Genomic DNA, 18,195 nt, shown 5'->3' on the forward strand with positions numbered 1-18,195 from the left:
GGCCCACTGCCCGGCATCATCGTTGCGGCCGGTGTCATTGAGCTCGTGACGGGCGTGCTGATCGTCCTTGGCCTGTTCACCCGGCCGGCGGCGCTCCTCGCGTCCGGTACCATGGCAGCCGCCTACTTCCTCGGGCACGCCGCCCAAGGCTTCTTCCCGGTCCTCAACCAGGGCGAAGCTGCCATCATGTTCTGCTTCGCGTTCTTCTACCTGATCTTTGCTGGTCCGGGCGCCTGGAGCCTTGACGCGCTCAGGAGCCGTCGCAAGCACGAAGACTAACGTCACTGTGTGTCTTTCGAGCCGCTGCCGACCTATGTTCGGTGGCGGCTCTACCTGTTGAGCGTCCGCTTTCCACCCATTGCGGAAGTTGAGGTGCCTGCGTGGACTATCGGATCAATCTGCGCCTGTTCTTTCCACCGTCGGGGAGTATCTAGCTCGCTGTCATTCGAGGACTGGTGAGTTGCGGGTCGTGCTGATGTTGTGTTTCCGGGCACTCGTGCTGACGTTGGTGGGTTGCGTCGCGCTGCCGGCCGCCGCCCAGAGCCCTATCGAGATCGGCAAAGCGTATGACATCGCATCGCGTGCCCTAGGCGAGCATCGGACAGTGAATGTGGTCCTGCCGCCGAGCTACGCCAAAACACCAGAGCGACGCTATCCAGTGCTCTACCTGATTGACGGCGGGATCGACCAAGATCTGCTGCACGTAGCCGGCGTGGTTCAGCTTGGCGCGATGTGGGGGCGATCGGCCGAGGCCATCGTCGTCGGTATTGAGACAAAGGATCGGCGCAAGGAACTGGTCGGCCCCACTAAGGACCCGGATCTGTTGAAACGCTTTCCCACTGCCGGCTCCTCCTCTAAGTTTCGTGAGTTTCTGAAGACCGAGGTGAAACCGCTAGTCGAGCGAACCTATCGCACCGGTGAGCGGAGCGCCGTGTTGGGCGAGTCACTTGCGGGTCTGTTCGTCATAGAGACGTATCTCACAGACCCAGAATTGTTCGACGCTTACGGCGCTATCGATCCAAGCTTATGGTGGGATAAGGAAGCGCTGTCCCGGACGGCTATCGGGCGGGTGAATGCGCGCCACAAAGGTCGGTCGCTGTTCCTAGCGATCGCAAAGGAACAATTGGAAGAACCTTCCGCCAGCCAACGATTGATCTCCGCGATCCGCAACCAGGGGCTGCCGAACTGCGAGCTCCGGCGCTCCGACCTGACTCACGCTACGATCTATCAGCAGCTGACACCCCAAGCAGCTCAGTATCTTTTACCGCCCTCTAAGCCGCCAGCACTCGCATTCGGCTTTAATCTCGCATGCACAAACAAGTAGCAGCAGGAGCACGAGCACCGCGCATGTTGCGGATATTGCCCTGAGTGTCCGCTTCCCCCCTAGTGGGGATTCGGCGGCTCACCTTTTGCACGTTCTCGCTCCGCCCATTGCCGCCGCCACAGACGCATTGCGATCTCATCGTCGCGGGCAATCTCCAACTGCCGGTAGATGCAGCTGAGCGCATGATCGGCTGCCGAGAAGCGCCAAATGCCTTCAGCGCCAAGCGCCTTCCAGAGATCATCGTACGGCTTACGATCGCCCGGCCGCAGGCTCCACAGGTAGGCGAGCGCAAACCGCACCGCGAGCGTCCGGCGCGGCGCTCTGACCCGGCATTCCTGGACCGCTTCCTCCAAGGCCATGAGCGCCTTTGCACGCAGCTGAGGGGAGGTGAATGCCACTTTGTTCTTCTGGAACAAAGGTGGTATATCATTCAAGCCGCGAGCGGACGGTCACGCGGCAGAATGGGGGCAGGCAAATGAGCACCACCGCATCGGAGTCGAAGAAAACGCTGCCGCCGGAACACATGGCGCAAATGGCGCTGAACCCTTGTGTGACCGCTGCCGCAACCGTCATCGCCTTTAGCAAGCGATCGTTTGGCGAGGTGGATATACAGACGACCTACGAAGCCCTTCAGAAGGAGGCCAAGAAGGTCCGGGCAGGCGACCTAGGCGGGGTTGAGGACATGCTGGTGGCTCAGGCCAGCGCGCTCAACAGCATCTTCCTCGACCTGGCCAGCCGGGCGCAGGTGAACATGGGCGAGTATATCAATGCAGCCGATCGCTACATGAAGCTGGCCCTGAAGGCGCAAGGACAGTGCCGGGCGACGCTGGAGACCTTGGCAGCCGTCAAGAACCCGCCGCTTGTTGTCGCCAAACAGGCGAACATCTCCACCGGGCCGCAGCAGGTGAACAACGGCGTGGCGCATTCCGCACGGGCGGAAGAAAAATCAAATCAGCCAAGCGGACTATTGGAGGCAGGCAGTGGCGAACGGCTGGACAGCGGAACGACGGGCGCAGCAATCGGCGGCAATCCGGCGCTGGAGCCCGTGGGAGCGCTCAACGGGGCCGCGCACCACTGAAGGTAAGGCGATCGCCAGCCGCAACGCCTACAAGGGAGGCAGGCGCGATAAGCTGAGAGCGGACATCGCCTACATGAAGGCTATGATCCGGCAGCTAAAGGTGGACGAGCTGGAGGGTATCTAAGCCGACGGGCGCGAATGTCCGCTAAGGGTGGTTGGCGGACGTTCGACCGCCGCTAACCAGCGAGGCACTGAGGTGGCGAACATTTAGCTTCAGGAGAGGCTCTGCGCGCTCCAGTTTAGGGGCCCTTCGGGCAGCCCTCTGCGCTCTCTGGTTCAAAGGTTTAACCGCTGAGTGAGGCAGGGGTTCAGAGACGGTCAGGTTCGTTCCTCGCAGCCTCTTGTCCATAGCAATCTTCCGATCTGCAGTTGCACCGTGCACCTCGCTTGGTGAACCCTCGCAAGACCTGCTTGTTCGGTCCGCCTCGATGATGGTGATTGGTGACCGGCTGGCGCTCGGCGATTAGTTCGGCTTCCCTCAACCGTGCTCGTGCAGGGCATTGATGAACTTCCAGGATGACCACCTCGACATCCCGCTCACCGACATGATCTTTCCAGGCGGCACCCCGCTCCGGTCGAACAGCTCTACCGTATGTGCCTGAACCGTTGTGGAAGACCTGTTCCTCTCCGGGGAAGCGATGGCCGTAGACAACTTGAGGTTCGAGCAAGGTACCGGGGGCGAGATACATCCGTGGCATAAAAAGTGTTGTCCCGCTTGAGAGTGTCTGGTGCTTTACGCTGTCTAACTGAAAAGGCGCCGTTGCCGCATGCCTGAAAATAACAAGAGCTTTGAGAGCCTTCGGCGGCGGATTTTGGATGAGCCGATCTATGCGTCTAATGGACGCCACACTGGACGGCTGTGGAGAGTAGCCGAGAACGTCCGTGCTAATGCGCAGAGGGCCTCATGTGACGACCGATTGCTACACCTTCTATCTAGAATAGGGGTATTTAGCCGGGGATTGGCGCACGATCTGCGCAGTGGCCACACATCTGTTGAAGACACCGCCAAACTCCTCGATCAGCTCGCCGACCTCGGGGACCTCTCGTTCGACGAATGGCTTCACGGAACATAAGACTAGATGCCTCAGGAAAGGCGAAATGAGGCTTTCCGCTTCACAGCCACTCTCGAACCCTTGCCCTTGCCGCCTTCCAGGCTGGAGGCTTCAGGAAGCAGCAGTTCATGCCGACGAACAGCGGTGTTGCCGAGCACGTCTATGGGTGGTTAGCGGGCGTTCAGCCGCCGCTACCAGCGTGCACTGAAGTGGCGTATATCCCAGTTGTCGTACTGCTCCTGGTTCCGCCACGGCACGCCAGCTACTTCTAGCGATGGGATTAGTGATCGACACGCCGATGCAAAGTTGGCGATGAGCTGTGTGACGGAGGCGGTCTGCACTACAGGCTACGCCTAGGGCCGCAGCTGCAATGTCCGCAATGGGTGGAAACCTGACATTCTAATCGACGTCTCGCAGCCGCCATTTGCCTTTCGTTTGGACCAGCAGGAATGTGCCAGAACGCAGAACAAAGCCCCCTTGCAGATACCTGACGCGCAACTCGCAACCCGACTGAACGGCCCTCAGAAACTGATGGTGTGGCAAGTTGGGACGAAGGCGCACATCGCCTCCTTGGTATGGAGCACCTTTCTCCGCCATACGAACTTGTAAGGCCGCTGCGGCACCTGCAGGAAGGTCCGCCATCCGCTCGTATGTCGCTCGCCGCTTTGACGCGCATGCTCCCGACCCTTGCGCATCAGCCGCAGGATGAAATGCTAGCCCGACCATTGCTAAAACGATCGGAAGCCTCATCCTAGGAAGGTTAGCTCCGTTTCGAACGTCTGCAATGGGTGGAAAGCAGACTTAGCGTTGCACGGCCCAGTTAGCTGAGCGACGAAACTGACCGTTGGTGCGGCTGGTCGTACCTTGCCCGAGAGCTGCTAAATGGCTCTCGGGATCGGCTCGCACGTTCAGGGCGCATGACAATCCACTTCACCTGCCGCGGCCGGGGAAAACCGCTCGTTCTAGTCCACGGCCTCGGTAGCACCAGTCGAGCTTGGTGTCTCGTCACGCTAGCGCTTGCTCGCGATCGAGAGGTTATCACGCTCGACCTGCCGGGTCACGGTGACAGCCCTGCTGAGCCAGGCAGTGGCACCTTTGAAGGCTTGGCTGAAAGCCTTGAAAGATGGCTGAAGGCCGAGGGGCTCACCAGCGCTGACCTGGTCGGCAGCTCCTTGGGGGCTCGGCTGGTGCTCGAGATGTCCAGACGGGGTCAGTCCGGGGCAGTGGTCGCACTTGATCCGGGCGGCTTTTGGGAGGGGTGGGAGCGCCACTTCATCAAAAGCTCCCTTGCAGCTTCTGTCGTGCTGCTCCGCTCGATACGACCTGTTCTGCCGGTGATGGCGCACAACCCATTCGCCAGATCCATGCTGCTCGCCCAGCTCTGTGCCAGGCCGTGGGAGCTCAATGGCAATCTGGTTGAGGTCGAACTGCAGAGCTTCGCGGACACACCCAACTTTGACGCCTTGGTGGACGATCTTGCCTATGGGCCGAAGCAAGAGGGCCCAGCGGCGCCTGGATCAGGCTCGATCACCATCGGGTGGGGCCGGCACGACCGGCTTTGTTTTCCTGCGCAAGCATTCCGAGCTCAGGATGCCTTTCCGGGATCACGCGTGGTGTGGTTCGAACGCAGTGGCCATTTTCCGATGTGGGAGGAGCCAGAAGAGACGGTCAGGATCATCAAACAGGGAATCGCTTGAGGTGAGCCGTCCGGCATTTCACGATCCTGTGTTCAGGTTTGTGCTTCAAGCTGAGCTTTTGCCGTGGAGAAGTTGCCATGGAGAAGCTTATGCACCTGGTCGTAACTGTGCCCGCTACCATGCTTGGTTGGGCAGCAATCCGCAGGGCTGAAGCACGGGATAACTTGGGCCAGATGACGTTCGCCGAACGCGTACGGCAGCTCGCAGGATGTTTCTAGCTAAGGTGGAGATCAGAAGGCTGGAGAGGGCATGATGCTGACACTACTTGCCACAGCCTTGGCTGCTACATCGCCAACCGCTGATCAGGAGGCAGTCCGAAGCGCCATCGTGGCGGGTGCCGAAGCATGCAGCGCGGGGAACACCGAAGGCTCGATGGCTTCGGTCGATCGAGATCTGGTCTTAAGCTATCCGGATGCGAACGATCGGACCTTCGATGGCCTGGCTGCCGGGTATGCCCGTCTTTGCAGACGTGAGGGCGACAACACGGTTGTTTCAACCACGCCGGAGTTTGAAGAAATCGCCGTCAATGGCGATGTCGCAATAGCGCGGCTCATCTGGAAGACACGTCTCCGCGGCATGCCAGAAGGTGCATTTCGTAAGATGCGCGACTTCCAAGTATGGAGGCGGACGCCGGATGGTTGGCGCTTCTGGCGTGGCGTTCACTGGCAGTACTCGGATGAACGCCCGCGATAATCGGCATTATCCACAACAACGCGGTCGCTGGAGAACGCCTTGCGTGTGCAAGCGACAACGCACAGACTTCTGAACAGTTCCAGCCGTTGCGGTAACGGATCGCTCGGAACGAATCGACTTCGATCCGGTTCGATCCGCCATGCTCGACAGCAGTGACCTTCGAAAGCAAGCGCGACTCGCGCGCCGACTAGCGGAGCAGACCTATTCAGAGGCGGGAAGAGAGGAGTTCCTCAGCATCGCTGGCCAGTGCGAACGCGAGGCGGACAGCCTTGATAGCCAAGAGCTGCATCTCGGAAGTGATGAAGATCAGCGGCGGATCGGCGGAAGCGATCGGTCAACCAAGCACCGGACGGTGATCCGAGGCGATAATCCATTCGCCTCCTTTTCGCGTTAGCCGGAGCCTGAGAGCGGCGGGGCTGCCTGTCGTTTCAGACGTCGCTCTCAACCTCCTGTGTTCAAGGAACGGGGTTGATCTAGCGGGGCGTTGAGCCTGTCGCGCTCCGGTGCGCTACGCGGCACAAAGCACTGCGGCCTACTTGCTAACGGGACGGTCCTCATCGATAGGCGGCAGGGGGGCGGGGGGATCGTACCACCGGAGTAGCTTTGACCGACACAGGCGCTGCCTCACACTTGAACCTCCCCGCCTATGCGCGTGACGTTCTCGAAAACATGTCAGAGGCCTTCTTCCTACTGGATCAAGAGTTCCGGCTTCTGGACGTAAACAGGGCTGCGCTTTCCCTCGACGGGCGTTCGAAGGATGAACTTGTCGGCCGAACACTGTGGGAGCTGACGCCAGGTTTAAAAGACTCCGATTTGGGCAAGCTCTTCCAATGGGTCATGTTGCACCGCGAGGAGCGCATCGCGACGCATCATCAGGAATGGGAGGATGGGCACAGTGCCTGGCTGCAGTCTCGTATTGTCCCTGTTCAGGCTGGGGTCGCCGCGTTTTACCGTGACGTCTCAGCAGAGTTGTCTGCTCAGGAAGAGCTGCGGGACACCAGCCGTCGCCTGGACGCTATTCTAAGCAATACCAGAATGGCGGTGTTCCTCATGGATCATCGGCAGCAGTGCATCTATGCGAATGCCGCTGCCGAGGCGCTAACCGGCTATACCTTCGAACAGATGCGTGGGCGGCCGCTTCACGATGTCGTCCACCACACAAAGCCGGACGGATCGCACTACCCGCTGGAAGAATGCCCCATCGATCGTGCCTTCCCGGAACGGGCGCACATGCAGGGCGAGGAGATCTTTGTCGCGCCGGACGGCAGCTTCTACCCTGTCGCGTTCACGGCAAGCCCACTCCTTGATCAAAGCGGAACCCCAGTGGGCACCGTGATTGAGGCTCGAAACATCGAACAGGAGAAAGCGAAGCAAGCGCAGTTCGATGTGCTTAATCAGACTGGCGAAGCTTTAGCTGCGGAGCTCGATCTCAACCGAATCGTTCAAATGGTTACCGATGCAGGTGTCCAGTTGAGCGGCGCTAAGTTTGGTGCATTCTTCTACAACGTCACCAATGAGGCAGGGGAGAGTCTCCTACTCTACACTCTGTCTGGCGCCGAGCGATCGGACTTCGAAGGCTTTGGCCACCCTCGCGCGACTGAGGTTTTTGCTCCGACGTTCAACGGTGAGGGAGTCGTTCGTTCGAACGACATCACGTCGGACCCCCGCTATGGCAAGAACCCGCCACATGGGGGCATGCCTCAGGGACACCTGGCCGTTCGCAGCTATCTTGCAGTCCCTGTCACCTCCCGCTCGGGTGAGGTGATCGGTGGCCTGTTCTTCGCGCATCCAGAGGCAGGCGTGTTTGGTGAGGACTCAGAGCGACTGCTCCTCGGCCTCGCTGGACAGGCGGCTGTCGCGATCGACAATGCTCGTCTGTTCGAGGCTGCACAGCGCGCCAACCAAAACTTGGAACAGAAGGTCATAGAGCGAACGCGAGAACTAGAGATCGCGAACGACGCCCTTCGGCAGAGCCAGAAGATGGAAGCGATCGGGCAGCTTACCGGCGGGATAGCGCACGACTTCAACAACCTTCTGACGGTAATCAGGGGCTCTGCCGACGTGCTCCGCCGAAGTGACCTTAGCGAGGCCAAGCGCCAGCGCTACGTCGAGGCAATATCGGACACTGCCGACAGAGCGGCTCGATTGACTGGCCAGCTATTAGCGTTCGCACGTCGGCAGGCGCTGCATCCCGAGGTGTTCGACGCTGGCCTTCGAATTACTTCCATCGCGGAAATGCTCAGGAGTGTGTTGGGTTCGCGAGTTCGCCTGGAGATAGACGCTGGGTGCTCAAACTGCTTCGTGGAGGCGGACACCGCGCAGTTCGAAACGGCAATCGTGAACATGGCAGTAAACGCCCGTGATGCGATGGACGGAGAGGGTGAGCTTAAGATCGAGATCCACCGGGTAGCTCAAGAAGAGCGTGATTTCGTGTGTGTTCAGGTCACCGACACTGGCCAAGGGATTGAGCCGGATGCCTTGAATCGAATTTTTGAGCCATTCTTCACAACGAAGGAGGTCGGCAAGGGTACCGGCTTGGGGCTGAGCCAGGTTTACGGCTTCGCAAAACAATCTGACGGAGAGATCGTCGTCGAAAGTACGGTTGGAGTCGGAACTATATTTCGACTGCTGCTCCCAGCACGTGATGACAGGCCCGACGCGAGCACCGCGTCCGAGCGGGTCAGCTCACTGCGCGCGGGCGGCAAGGTCTTGATCGTGGAAGACAATGCTGATGTTCGCGGGTTCGCAGCCGATCTACTGCATGATCTCGGTTTCGACGCTGAAGTAGCAGAATCTGGCGCTGCCGCACTGGAACGGCTTGCAGGAGGCGCCTCTTACGACGTTATCTTCAGCGACGTTGTTATGCCTGGGATGAACGGTATTCAGTTAGCCAAGGCGATACGGGAACGCTCGCCCAACATGCCGATCGTGCTCACCAGCGGCTACAGCCACGTTTTGGTTGAGGAAGGCCGTCATGGATTTCCACTGCTTCAGAAGCCGTACTCCGCCGAGGCGGTGGTGAGAGCATTGCACGAGGCTAGGGAACCGCGTGCTGTTGAAGCGTAGATGCGAAGTCAAGACGGCCGCTCACGATGCCTAAGGTTAGACGAATGGTCTGCTTCGGAGGTCTGCTAAGGGTCGCTGGCCGACGATTCGACCGGCCGCGCGGCCAATGGTCGCACGAGTGGAAAGCGGACATAGAAAGCGCCGCCAGACGTTCATTGGCGGCGCTCCCTATCAGCGTCTCCGTCGGCATTCAGGCGTAGGCGACGGACCTTCGCGCGTGACGACGTGCTGTGAAGCCCATCAGACCAAAGCCCCCGATCATCATCGCCCAAGTCGCCGGCTCGGGAACGGCCGCGTTCAGAACCACGTTGTCGAGTCCCATGCCGGCTTGCGCAGCGAAAACACTGTAGACGCGGACCCCTATCTGATTGGAGGCTGCTTGAGCGTTCAATGTGCGACGCACCCAAGTGCCACCAGCAGGGTCAGTGAAGCCCCCCGTAGCTAGCACGAGATTGCTGGAGGGGTCGTACAGATCATAGCCGATCGTGCCGCCTCGTGAGTTGGTTGCCCAGGCGGATGCGTCGAGAGACAAGGTGTATGTCTGACCTGCCGTAGCGGCAACAATCTGAGCCAATCCGCCGATCGCACCCTCCTGGTTCATGTCCAGGAACTGCACGCCGTGCGATGCATCGACGAGTACCGGAAGGCCGGGTTGCTCGTACTTGTTGTGGATCAGATCGACCCCATTGGCGTACTGGGTCCAGCCTGGCGTGCTCGCAAAGCTGCGTACGCACCAGGCAAATCCCAAGCAATTGTCTGCCGCTGTAACTGCGCGAGCTTCGAAACTGCCATTGGTCAGTAAGTTGCCGTAAGCAGGCGCGGTCAACGCGCTGAGCGCGGCAAAGGCCGCAGTATATCGCTTCATCTTATCCCCCTGCTGCAAAGACGGCCGGATCCCGACTCGTCTCCTAGCTACAGATTAGCTCATCACGCGCCGTCGCCCTAGTGCTTGCATAAGCCGATGATTCCTGAAGTGGGGCAGCTCAACCTTCGAGGCACACGCTAAGCTCTGATCACCTCGCACGAGAGATCTCAGCGGAATGCCCGAAATGGGTCGAAAGCAGAAAACGAAAGAGCGCCGCCAGCGTTTCCACCGACGGCGCTACCTACGCTTGTGCGGGGGAGCCTAAGCGCAGGTGACTGAACTGCGGGCGCGGCGACGCGCTGCGGCGCCGAGCAGGCCGAAGCCGCTTAGCATCATCGCCCAGGTTGCCGGTTCCGGGACACCAGGAGGCGGTGTCACGGCACCGCAGGCTCCGGTCGTGCACAGGTAAACGTTATCGAGCGTCACGAAGTCAGCGCCTGAGCGCCAGTCAGCATTGATCGCGACCCGCTGTAGATTAGCCAGAACTGACTGGAGGGTTGCATCGCTCACAGTACCTGCGCCACCGTCTGATGTGCCGAAGTTGGACCCGATCAGGGTCAGCGAATAGGTAGTCTTGGCCAACGGGTCGGTACTTGGGACCACACTCCCCTTTGCATAGAGCGCCTGGCCATTGCCAATAAGTGTGAAGGGTGACGCTGCAAAACCGTCGTTCAAGCTGTCCGACAATTCGAACCGGAACGTGCCCCCAAAAACCGCGGACTTGTCGCCCAGGAACGCGGTTGGGGCGACAAATGCATTGTAGCTGAACACGTCGCTTGTCTCGATGTCCTGACGCACACTGTTGTAAGTTACGCCAGATGTCGCGCCGAGAGATTGAAACTCGCCCACCTGCCAACCTTCGGCTCCAACATCGAAGGTGCTGGAAGCGACGTTGGCAGCATAAGCCGAACCTGTGAGGAACACGGACGCGGCCGCAAGGCTCGCGCAAAAAGCACTTAATCGCATGACTGGAACTCCCCTGTAGACACGTGCGACCACTTTTATCGTTAACTGCTCCTTAGTTGCGTGCTGCCTCAAAGGAAAGCTCTCGCCAGTCCCATTTTGAGGCACTCCATGAGATCGCACCCCGACCGCAGATCGTCCGTTGACCGGCGTGCTGGGGTGCGTGGCTTGACTATCGGAGCGCTGCACTGAAAATCTCCTCGACGCTGAACGAATGGCCGAGATGGGTCGTTTCCGGTCGTCCGTTCAGGCCCGACGTTTGGGCAACTATGGGCGGAAAGCGGGATCAGAGGACGTCCAGAGCTACTTGGCGGTAGCGCTTGCGGGCGACCTGAGGGCCCGGCTTGCTTCGGCCGCACCGATCTTCGCCGCAGGCTGCCCGGATGCGCGACGGGATCTGAGGGCGTCGAGCGCTGCCCGGTGGGCGGCGTCCCGCGCGCCGGCGGCGGCGACAAGAAGGTCCGGTGTCACGCCGGTGCCCTCCCAGCCTGGCCCGTCGGTCACTCGCCGCTGAGGCAGGAAGAAGGATATTCCGCTTCCCACCTCGATCATGTTCCCACCGTTGCCCGCCCCCCTGCTTGTCTCGCCAACAACAGTGCCAAGGCCGCGGCGCTGCACGATATACGCAAGCATTTCGGCAGCCGAGGCGGTGGTGCGGTCCTGGAGCACATAGAGCGGCACGCCGGCCAACCGTCCCGACGTTACCTCCGCAGTCCAGATCTCTTCCGTGGTGCTGCTCGGTCGGTCGTATGTTGTAAGGAGCCGCAGCGGTTTCTCAACGAAGTGCCCGAGAAGCAAGCGGACCAGTTCGGGAGAGCCACCGGGCACACCTCGAACATCGATGATCACCGCGTCGGAGTGAGCAAGAAACGCCATTGCTGCCTCGGCAGTGGGTCGGGACAAGTCCGGCGGCACGAGCCTGGTCAGCTTCAGATAGCCGACATTGCCCTCCAGCCGCTCCACCCGATCAAAGCCAAAGTTCGTCCGCGCAATCTCGTCGTTACTCCTTCCGTCGATGCGCGCCATCATGCGCGGAGCCGATGCGCCGTCGGCACTATAGCGGCGTGGCTGCATCGGCCCGGTCGAGGCACTCCTGTTCGGCTCGTAAGCCACTCTCAGATGAAGGTCCGGCACCACCGAGCGCAGGTCGCTCGTTAGCGCGGCGGCGAAGCCTGCCGGATCGGCGTGCATATCGTAAGCGCCGGTGCCGAGCCGTTCCCGGAGGTGCTGCGCCAGCTTTGCGCCCGCTGCCGGCTCCACGTACATCGTTTCGGCGGCCACCGCGATGTTCTCGACCACCTCCTGTTTGGCCGAGATGTGCAGGCCCGACATGTTGGAGCTTGCCGCGGCCTCGGCGTCCTTCGCTACGGGCGCCTGCTGTGCAACGGCCACAGTTTCTGCAAGTAGAAGTGTCAGGGCGAGCAGACTTGCGGCATCTTTCATTCGAAAAGATCTCCGACCATGGCGCGATCCCGGCGATCGCAGACAAACCATTAGCTTGCGCCTTCCGAAGGGCGCGGCTTGGTCTGCGAACACCCAAGCAACATCGACAAACAGCCAGAAGCGACAGAGTAGTTGAACTCACGTCCACTTTCCGCGCCTCGCTCACCGCTTTGCATGTCTGCTTCAAAGGCCCGATTGGACGTGCAGCCGGCCTGCGTGGAACGGCCAGGAAGGGCGCTTGGCCGCCGTTGCTGCCAGCTACCTCTGGAATGTCGGCTAAGGGTGGGTAGCGGACGTTACTGGTCCTGAAACCCGCTACCATCCTTCGAAGGCGCTTGGCCAAACGTAATGTCGCCTAGTTGGCGCTTCCAAAGGCGATCGGCAAAGGGAGTAGCCTGGGCAACCGTTCATACCATCTGAGGTTTTGAAAAGTAGAAAGCCGGTTCCGTCTGCTGCCTTCGTCAAAGCCCGCTATGGTTGGGAGCGGACGCTGGCCCACCGCTAACCAGCCAGGCACTGAAGTAGCGTGCTGTAGCTTACAAACACAACCGAGTGCACTGCCAGATGTAGCGCCCGATGCGGTATAACCAAACGAGCACGCCTATCGCGACCGCCAGCAGTGCGCCAGGCAAGAGCAGGATTGCCAGCAGATGGAAGCCTTTCGCCTCGGAGTCGGTGAACCAGCCTTGCCAAAGTAGGGGCATGATCGCAGCGAACACACCAATGAAACCAGCGCTGAGAAACCGCTTGTTGATCACCAGCCAAGCCGGGACCGTAAACCACAGCAAGATCGCGACCACGAAAATCGAGTTGGCCTGCTGCTCCACGGTCACTCCAGCTTCTCCACCGGCTTATGCCTCAACACTCGTCCGGAGAACCACAGTGCCCACGAGACGACGCCCGCGATGCCATAGAGCACGACCAGCCCGCCCGGATGAGTGCCCCAACTGAGCGCATACCAAGCAGCGAACAGGGCAAATAGGACTGGCAACACGGCTAGGCCATAGAGGACGAGCCCCAACGCCCTCACTCGCCCCTCTCCGGCACCGGCTCATGTTTCACGATCTTCCGCACCTCCTATTCGAAGTGTCAAAAAGCACGGCCTGCGAAAGGCAGCAATGGGTCGCTTGCGGACATTCCGACCGGGGCCCGCCCCCGTTGACGAAAAAACTGTGTTAGCGCTCAGGCGGCCGGCGGCGTTGGTTTCCCACTCTCTATTTCTCTCTACTTTAGAGAGCCCCCTCCCAGGTTCTGGCTCTGTCCGCAGCGCTTGCCGATGATCCGGCCGCCCTCGCCATGCCGGTCGAGCCCGTAGAGCCTCGCCACGGCCTCAGGAGCGCCTTTCAGGCCGTAGCAAAGCACTTTGTGCAGGTTGGCGCGGTAAAGCGCTGGAGCGGCGTCCCAGGCGCTTGCAGTGCCCCCAATGCGCCTTGTTCGCACCGACCGGCGCGGCGTCTGTTTGCCAGCCAGGTTTCGCACCCATTTCTGTTGGAGTTTGCCGAACGAAGGGCCGGCCGGCCAATGCAGGTAAATATGGACGTGCGAGCCCTTGCGGCCGTCGCCTTCGTCATTCTCGCGAATATACCTCCAGGCAGTGCTCAAACCGCGCCTCGCCAGGAAGTCCCCCACCAGCTTCAGGTAGCCGCCGATCGCCGTGCCCGCCTCAGAATCGGAGTAGCCAATTGCCTCCAGATGAAGGGTAATGAATCGATTGAACGGAAGGCCGATCGCCAGCGCCCGGTCTGCCGCCGCGAAGGTGGCCGCGACCTGCTTTTCCGTCAGCTCAGTCGAGATGCGGCCGGCACGGTTGCGATCGCCACCCCAGCCGTTCCGCTTGAGAGCAGGCGAAGTGGGCACCACACTTAAAAGATCATGTATATTAGCAAGGGGTGGGCCAACTTCGGCCTTTGGCTGAAAACCGCCATTCCTGTCCGCACGCGAGCGCCGGGCGAGAGCCACGAGTCCGCCTCCCGTCGTAAGTTTCAAGATTGCTCGCGAAAGGAGAGGGGAGCGACCGGAAAGCCGCTCCCCTCAACTGGTCCGCCGGTTAGCCGGTCGGTGGACCGCGCTGAGTGTCGATCTGGTGCAGCACGTCGATCAGCTCAGGAATCCGCTCCAGCGGCATGAAAAAGCCACCGCGACCGGGCTTCAGTTTGCCATCCGTGTCGCGATACCAGGGCCAGAAACCTAGTCGCTTCCGCCCTTGGTAATCTGAAGGCCCAATCCGCCAGACGTGCCGGCGGCTCTCGCATTCGAGAACAGGGCTGATCACCTCTAGCGGGGCGTTGGACCCCGCCGCTCCACTGTGGTAGCTGCCATCTCTGGCGGTTGTTTTGTCACTCCCGCTACCTGCGCTCGGGACCGGCCTACTTGTCCCGGGCGCAGCTCTATCAGCCTCAAGCATGGCCTGCCTCTCCGGACGCGAGAGCGCGCAGGCTTTCTACTCGCACAAGGCGTCTGCGCCCAATCTGCACAGTTTCCAGCCGATTCTCGCTGATGAGCTGGTAAACCTTGGAGCGGCCTAGACCGAGAGCCCTAGCCGCATCGGGAGGGCAAAGTAGGATTTCCATTTGTCCTCCAGTGTCCACGCCGAGTGCTAGATTGCATTGTGGACGCTGGAGAGATGCAACCGGAAGTCAGTGCACTCACTACATGTGCATCAAAAGTCTGGAGTCTCCGGCAAGTGGGAACTCGGGAAAGCCTTACGCACAGTAGTCATAGACACACCTAGTTCAAGCGCAGCATTCCGAGCAGCCTCCGTTGGTTTATCACCTTCGAGCATGTATTTTCGCACGGTCTCCCTTCGCTCTTCGTCGGATTGCCGCCGTCTGCTTCTGGCGCTTTCAACTTGAGCCTCGTGAATTGCCTTCTGTTTTTCGAAGAACTCATTGTGCGCCGCTCGGAGTGCTATCTCGGCAAAGAGCTGGCCGGCACGCAACGCATGGTAGGCTGCGCGTTGTGGCTCACCAGCTTCGCATTGTGACTCTGCATTCTGCAACGCGAGCTCAATCTCTTGATTGTACCACCACACGCCGGCGTAAGGCTCGCATGCTCCAGGTGGCAGCACCCATTCACTATAACCTACCCTGAGACAGCCGAACGCCCACAGAAAACGGTCCAGCTGCCATCTTATCTGTCTAGCATCGTCGCTAAAGGGCGCGCGCTTCAGCCGTCTTTTACGCTTCTTCCGCTCTCTACGTTCGTTTATCTCGAAGTCGCCGGAGTAGATGGGCTCTCTAAGGTAGCGCTTAGTTAGGCCGTCGCCTCGCGCCCACTCTCTGTAGGTGATGTCGCCGCTGCACCGAGAGCCCTCGGATCGGTAGCGGTCGGCAAATGGCCGCCCCTGCGCATCTAATCCCAGCTGGATGAAGAGCTCAGAAATCAGCCATCGCCGCTGCTCATCTGAAAGCGGCAGTTGATCAGCAAAGCGCCGAACGCCTTCTGCGTCTAGGCCAAGCCATGCAGGTTTCATAGGCGCCGAAGATGCACCAACTTGCCTTCCTGGATGATGCAGAACCGCCCCCAACGCCCCATCAGCTCGCGCCGCTTTTCCAGATAGTTCGTTCGCCGGTAAGCGGCCTCAACCTTGTTCGGGATCGCATGCGCGAGCGCCGCCTCGGCAATCTCGCCAGCCATATTCGACTGCTCCGCTGCCCAATCGCGGAAGCTAGAGCGAAAGCCGTGCGTCGTTTCTGTACGGCCGGCGTCGCGCAGCACCTTCGTCAGCGTCATGTCGCTGAGTGGCCGGCCGCGCTTCAAGCCCGGGAACACCAGCCCGCAATCGGCTAGCCGCAGCGCCTTGGCCCGTCTGAACACGTCCAGAGCCTCAGGAGAGAGCGGCACGATATGCTCCTTGCCCGCCTTCATGCGATCGGCCGGAATGGTCCAGAGACCCGCCTCCAGGTCCAACTCGCTCCAGCGCGCGCCACGAACCTCGCCAGAGCGGACGGCAGTTAGGATCAGCGCCTCAAGTGCGAGCCGCCCCATGCTGGTCCGCTCGCGCAGGCTTTGAAGGAAGGCCGGAACCTCAGGGTAGGGCATTGCTTCGAATCGCCCGTTGTTCTTCGGCTGGCGAGGAAGCGCCTTTGCTACGGCTCGCATGTCGATCGGATGGGCTCGCCAGTTCTTGCCCACGGCAAAGTCCAGCACCGTCCCGACCCGCTGCCGGACGCGGCGGGCGGTCTCCGCCTTGTCGAGCCAGATCGGCCCCAGCACGTCACGAACGTGACCGGTCTCAATCTTGTTCACCGGCAGATCGCCAAAGACCGGGAAGGCATAGGTTTGCAGCGTTGTCAGCCACTGGCCGCGATGCTTGCCGTTCTTCCAGCCCTTCTTGTGCTCGGCATGCACCATTGCGGCTGCCACGCGGAACGTGGGGACACCCGCCGCCTTCTGCCGCTCCAGCACCGGGTCCAGCCCGGTCTCAACCTGCGCTCGCACCTCTGCGGCCCGGTCGCGAGCGAGGGAGAGCGGAACCTTGCTGAAGCTGCCAAGCCCTATGTCGCGCCGCCGGCCGTCCTTCTGCACCCGCACTATCCATGATGCAGCGCCCGTGCGGCCCACCTCCAGGAACAGCCCATCTCCGTCGCCATGCCGGCCGGGCTTCTTCACCAGCGCCTTGACTGCCGTTGCGGTTAGCTTTCCCACTTCGCTGTCCCCACATCCTTCCCCACACTGTAGCGCGGTTGCCAACAAACGGCAATGGACGGGAGCGAACGGAAATGCCGCCAGCCCTCTGGATAGGCTAGGCTAAACCGGATGCTGGCGAATGGGCGAAAACGTGGAAGTGGCGGAGAGAGTGGGATTCGAACCCACGGTGGGCTTGCACCCACGGCGGTTTTCAAGACCGCTGCCTTAAACCACTCGGCCATCTCTCCGTCAGGGCCGCTTATCGCTTCGGGAACGGGACGCAAGATTTCTCTGTTGCGCCGTAAGAGCCTTGTGGCACTTAAGAAGCGGGAAGAGGTGACGGCGATGCGTAGATTTGTTGCCGCCGCCGCGATGTTGCTCGGTGTAGGAGCACCCGTCGCGGCACAGGACGACGCGGGATTTCAGGAGTTTCTGGGAAGAGTCAGGCAGCAGGCGCTGCGGGAGGGCGTCAGCGCCCGCACTCTCGATCAGGTGCTGCCGACCCTGACCTTCAATCCGCGCGTGGTTGCGCTCGACCAGGCCCAGCCGGGCGGCAACCCGGCTGGCCCCCCATCCACGTCCATCCCGGCTTTCGCGCCTTACCGGGTCAAGCATGTCGACCGGGCGCGGATCGATCGCGGCCGTGCCAAATACCGCGCGCTGCGGCCGCTGCTCGCCCAAGTCGAGGCGCGGACCGGCGTGCCCGAGGAAATCATGATCGCCATCTGGGGGCATGAGACCAACTACGGCTCCTACACCGGCGATTTCGACCTGCCGCGTTCGCTGGCGAGCCTCGCCTATGAGGGACGTCGGCGCGAGCTGTTCACGACCGAACTGATCGCGACCTTCAAGATGATGGACCGCGGCGTGCCGCGCGAGCGCCTGAAGGGCAGCTGGGCCGGCGCAACCGGCTATCCGCAATTCCTGCCGAGCGTCTATCTCCGCCTGGCGCGCGACGGCGATGGCGATGGCCGCGCCGATATCTGGACGTCCGAGGCCGATGCGCTCGCCTCCATCGCCAATTATTTCGTGAGCTCGGGTTGGCGGCCGGGGCGGCCTTGGGGTGTGGCCGCGAGCGCGCCACCTTATCTTGACCGCCGCGCCATCGTCGGCAAGATCACCTCGCCCCGCTGCCCGCGCGTCCATGAACGGCACAGCCGCTGGATGACCGTGGCGGAGTGGCGCAGCCGCGGCGTGGTGCAGACCGGCGGGCAGCGGCTGCGCGACACTGAGCTGGTGACCCTGCTAGAGCCGGACGGCCCCGGCGCGACCGCTTACCTGCTCACGAGCAACTATCGCGCGATCCTCGATTATAACTGCTCCAATTTCTACGCGCTTTCGGTAGGACTGCTGGCCGACGAAGTCGCCCAAGCATCGTGAGTATC

The 18,195-nt window shown here is 61.0% G+C and carries 18 protein-coding genes and 1 tRNA gene; 7 read left to right on the top strand and 12 right to left on the bottom strand.

The window, feature by feature from the left end; genetic code table 11:
- A partial coding sequence (locus VGT77_RS12295) for a DoxX family protein (RefSeq protein WP_327462982.1) occupies positions 1–279 on the top strand: 279 nt, incomplete at its 5' end.
- A 190-nt stretch (positions 280–469) separates the two neighbouring features.
- Positions 470–1,324: an alpha/beta hydrolase gene (locus VGT77_RS12300; RefSeq protein ID WP_327463137.1), complete on the top strand. Its 855-nt coding sequence runs from the start codon at positions 470–472 to the stop codon at positions 1,322–1,324.
- Positions 1,325–1,383: 59 nt separating this feature from the next.
- Here the strand turns inward: VGT77_RS12300 and VGT77_RS12305 are convergent, their stop codons facing one another.
- A complete protein-coding gene (locus tag VGT77_RS12305; RefSeq protein WP_327462984.1) occupies positions 1,384–1,683 on the bottom strand; it encodes a hypothetical protein in 300 nt (99 codons plus the stop codon).
- A gap of 116 nt (positions 1,684–1,799) precedes the next feature.
- Between VGT77_RS12305 and VGT77_RS12310 the strand changes: the two genes are divergently transcribed.
- The 4 genes from VGT77_RS12310 (at position 1,800) to VGT77_RS12325 (ending at position 8,910) form a co-directional block, all read left to right on the top strand.
- Positions 1,800–2,402 (top strand): hypothetical protein, encoded by a 603-nt coding sequence (locus tag VGT77_RS12310; RefSeq protein WP_327462986.1) that lies wholly within the window; start codon positions 1,800–1,802, stop codon positions 2,400–2,402.
- Between the two features lie 1,969 nt (positions 2,403–4,371).
- Positions 4,372–5,151, top strand: coding sequence for an alpha/beta fold hydrolase (locus VGT77_RS12315; RefSeq protein WP_327462987.1), 780 nt, complete (start codon positions 4,372–4,374; stop codon positions 5,149–5,151).
- 249 nt (positions 5,152–5,400) lie between these two features.
- Positions 5,401–5,844, top strand: a complete 444-nt coding sequence (locus VGT77_RS12320) for a nuclear transport factor 2 family protein (protein WP_327462989.1) — start codon at positions 5,401–5,403, stop codon at positions 5,842–5,844.
- Between the two features lie 603 nt (positions 5,845–6,447).
- Positions 6,448–8,910: a PAS domain S-box protein gene (locus VGT77_RS12325; RefSeq protein WP_327462991.1), complete on the top strand. Its 2,463-nt coding sequence runs from the start codon at positions 6,448–6,450 to the stop codon at positions 8,908–8,910.
- A gap of 190 nt (positions 8,911–9,100) precedes the next feature.
- On the opposite strand, the gene VGT77_RS12330 is transcribed toward VGT77_RS12325, so the two are convergent.
- From VGT77_RS12330 to VGT77_RS12380, 11 genes are all read right to left on the bottom strand, one after another.
- Complete coding sequence (locus tag VGT77_RS12330) at positions 9,101–9,775, bottom strand: PEPxxWA-CTERM sorting domain-containing protein (RefSeq protein WP_327462993.1); 675 nt, start codon at positions 9,773–9,775, stop codon at positions 9,101–9,103.
- A gap of 261 nt (positions 9,776–10,036) precedes the next feature.
- Positions 10,037–10,741, bottom strand: a complete 705-nt coding sequence (locus VGT77_RS12335) for a PEPxxWA-CTERM sorting domain-containing protein (protein ID WP_327462995.1) — start codon at positions 10,739–10,741, stop codon at positions 10,037–10,039.
- A gap of 300 nt (positions 10,742–11,041) precedes the next feature.
- Entirely contained in the window at positions 11,042–12,130 is a 1,089-nt protein-coding gene (locus VGT77_RS12340; RefSeq protein ID WP_327462997.1) for a S41 family peptidase, read from the bottom strand.
- A gap of 587 nt (positions 12,131–12,717) precedes the next feature.
- The gene (locus VGT77_RS12345) at positions 12,718–13,014 is read right to left on the bottom strand and encodes a hypothetical protein (protein ID WP_327462999.1); all 297 of its coding nucleotides are present in this window, start codon (positions 13,012–13,014) and stop codon (positions 12,718–12,720) included.
- Entirely contained in the window at positions 13,011–13,175 is a 165-nt protein-coding gene (locus VGT77_RS12350; RefSeq protein ID WP_327463001.1) for a hypothetical protein, read from the bottom strand. The genes VGT77_RS12345 and VGT77_RS12350 overlap by 4 nt, the downstream gene beginning before the upstream one ends.
- 230 nt (positions 13,176–13,405) lie before the next feature.
- Positions 13,406–14,038, bottom strand: a complete 633-nt coding sequence (locus tag VGT77_RS12355) for a hypothetical protein (RefSeq protein WP_327463003.1) — start codon at positions 14,036–14,038, stop codon at positions 13,406–13,408.
- 190 nt (positions 14,039–14,228) lie between these two features.
- Positions 14,229–14,453, bottom strand: coding sequence for a hypothetical protein (locus VGT77_RS12360; RefSeq protein WP_327463005.1), 225 nt, complete (start codon positions 14,451–14,453; stop codon positions 14,229–14,231).
- Between the two features lie 124 nt (positions 14,454–14,577).
- Positions 14,578–14,751: a helix-turn-helix domain-containing protein gene (locus tag VGT77_RS12365; protein ID WP_327463008.1), complete on the bottom strand. Its 174-nt coding sequence runs from the start codon at positions 14,749–14,751 to the stop codon at positions 14,578–14,580.
- A gap of 89 nt (positions 14,752–14,840) precedes the next feature.
- Positions 14,841–15,653: a hypothetical protein gene (locus tag VGT77_RS12370; protein ID WP_327463010.1), complete on the bottom strand. Its 813-nt coding sequence runs from the start codon at positions 15,651–15,653 to the stop codon at positions 14,841–14,843.
- The gene (locus VGT77_RS12375; protein ID WP_327463012.1) at positions 15,650–16,828 is read right to left on the bottom strand and encodes a tyrosine-type recombinase/integrase; all 1,179 of its coding nucleotides are present in this window, start codon (positions 16,826–16,828) and stop codon (positions 15,650–15,652) included. Before VGT77_RS12375 ends, VGT77_RS12370 begins: the two co-directional genes overlap by 4 nt.
- Positions 16,829–16,968: 140 nt before the next feature.
- Positions 16,969–17,058 (bottom strand) — tRNA-Ser (locus tag VGT77_RS12380).
- A gap of 97 nt (positions 17,059–17,155) precedes the next feature.
- On the opposite strand from VGT77_RS12380, the gene VGT77_RS12385 reads away from it, so the two are divergent.
- Positions 17,156–18,190 (top strand): lytic murein transglycosylase, encoded by a 1,035-nt coding sequence (locus VGT77_RS12385; protein WP_327463014.1) that lies wholly within the window; start codon positions 17,156–17,158, stop codon positions 18,188–18,190.
- The last annotated feature ends 5 nt before the right edge of the window (positions 18,191–18,195 follow it).

The organism is Sphingomonas sp. (assembly GCF_035944535.1).
In the GTDB taxonomy this organism is placed as follows: domain Bacteria; phylum Pseudomonadota; class Alphaproteobacteria; order Sphingomonadales; family Sphingomonadaceae; genus Sphingomonas_B.

Coding starts and splice junctions, on each gene's coding strand:
- VGT77_RS12370 (WP_327463010.1), bottom strand. CDS start 15,653: ATGAAACCTGCATGGCTTGGCCTAGACGCAGAAGGCGTTCGGCGCTTT.
- VGT77_RS12305 (WP_327462984.1), bottom strand. CDS start 1,683: ATGGCCTTGGAGGAAGCGGTCCAGGAATGCCGGGTCAGAGCGCCGCGC.
- VGT77_RS12385 (WP_327463014.1), top strand. CDS start 17,156: ATGCGTAGATTTGTTGCCGCCGCCGCGATGTTGCTCGGTGTAGGAGCA.
- VGT77_RS12310 (WP_327462986.1), top strand. CDS start 1,800: ATGAGCACCACCGCATCGGAGTCGAAGAAAACGCTGCCGCCGGAACAC.
- VGT77_RS12315 (WP_327462987.1), top strand. CDS start 4,372: ATGACAATCCACTTCACCTGCCGCGGCCGGGGAAAACCGCTCGTTCTA.
- VGT77_RS12365 (WP_327463008.1), bottom strand. CDS start 14,751: ATGGAAATCCTACTTTGCCCTCCCGATGCGGCTAGGGCTCTCGGTCTA.
- VGT77_RS12330 (WP_327462993.1), bottom strand. CDS start 9,775: ATGAAGCGATATACTGCGGCCTTTGCCGCGCTCAGCGCGTTGACCGCG.
- VGT77_RS12320 (WP_327462989.1), top strand. CDS start 5,401: ATGATGCTGACACTACTTGCCACAGCCTTGGCTGCTACATCGCCAACC.
- VGT77_RS12335 (WP_327462995.1), bottom strand. CDS start 10,741: ATGCGATTAAGTGCTTTTTGCGCGAGCCTTGCGGCCGCGTCCGTGTTC.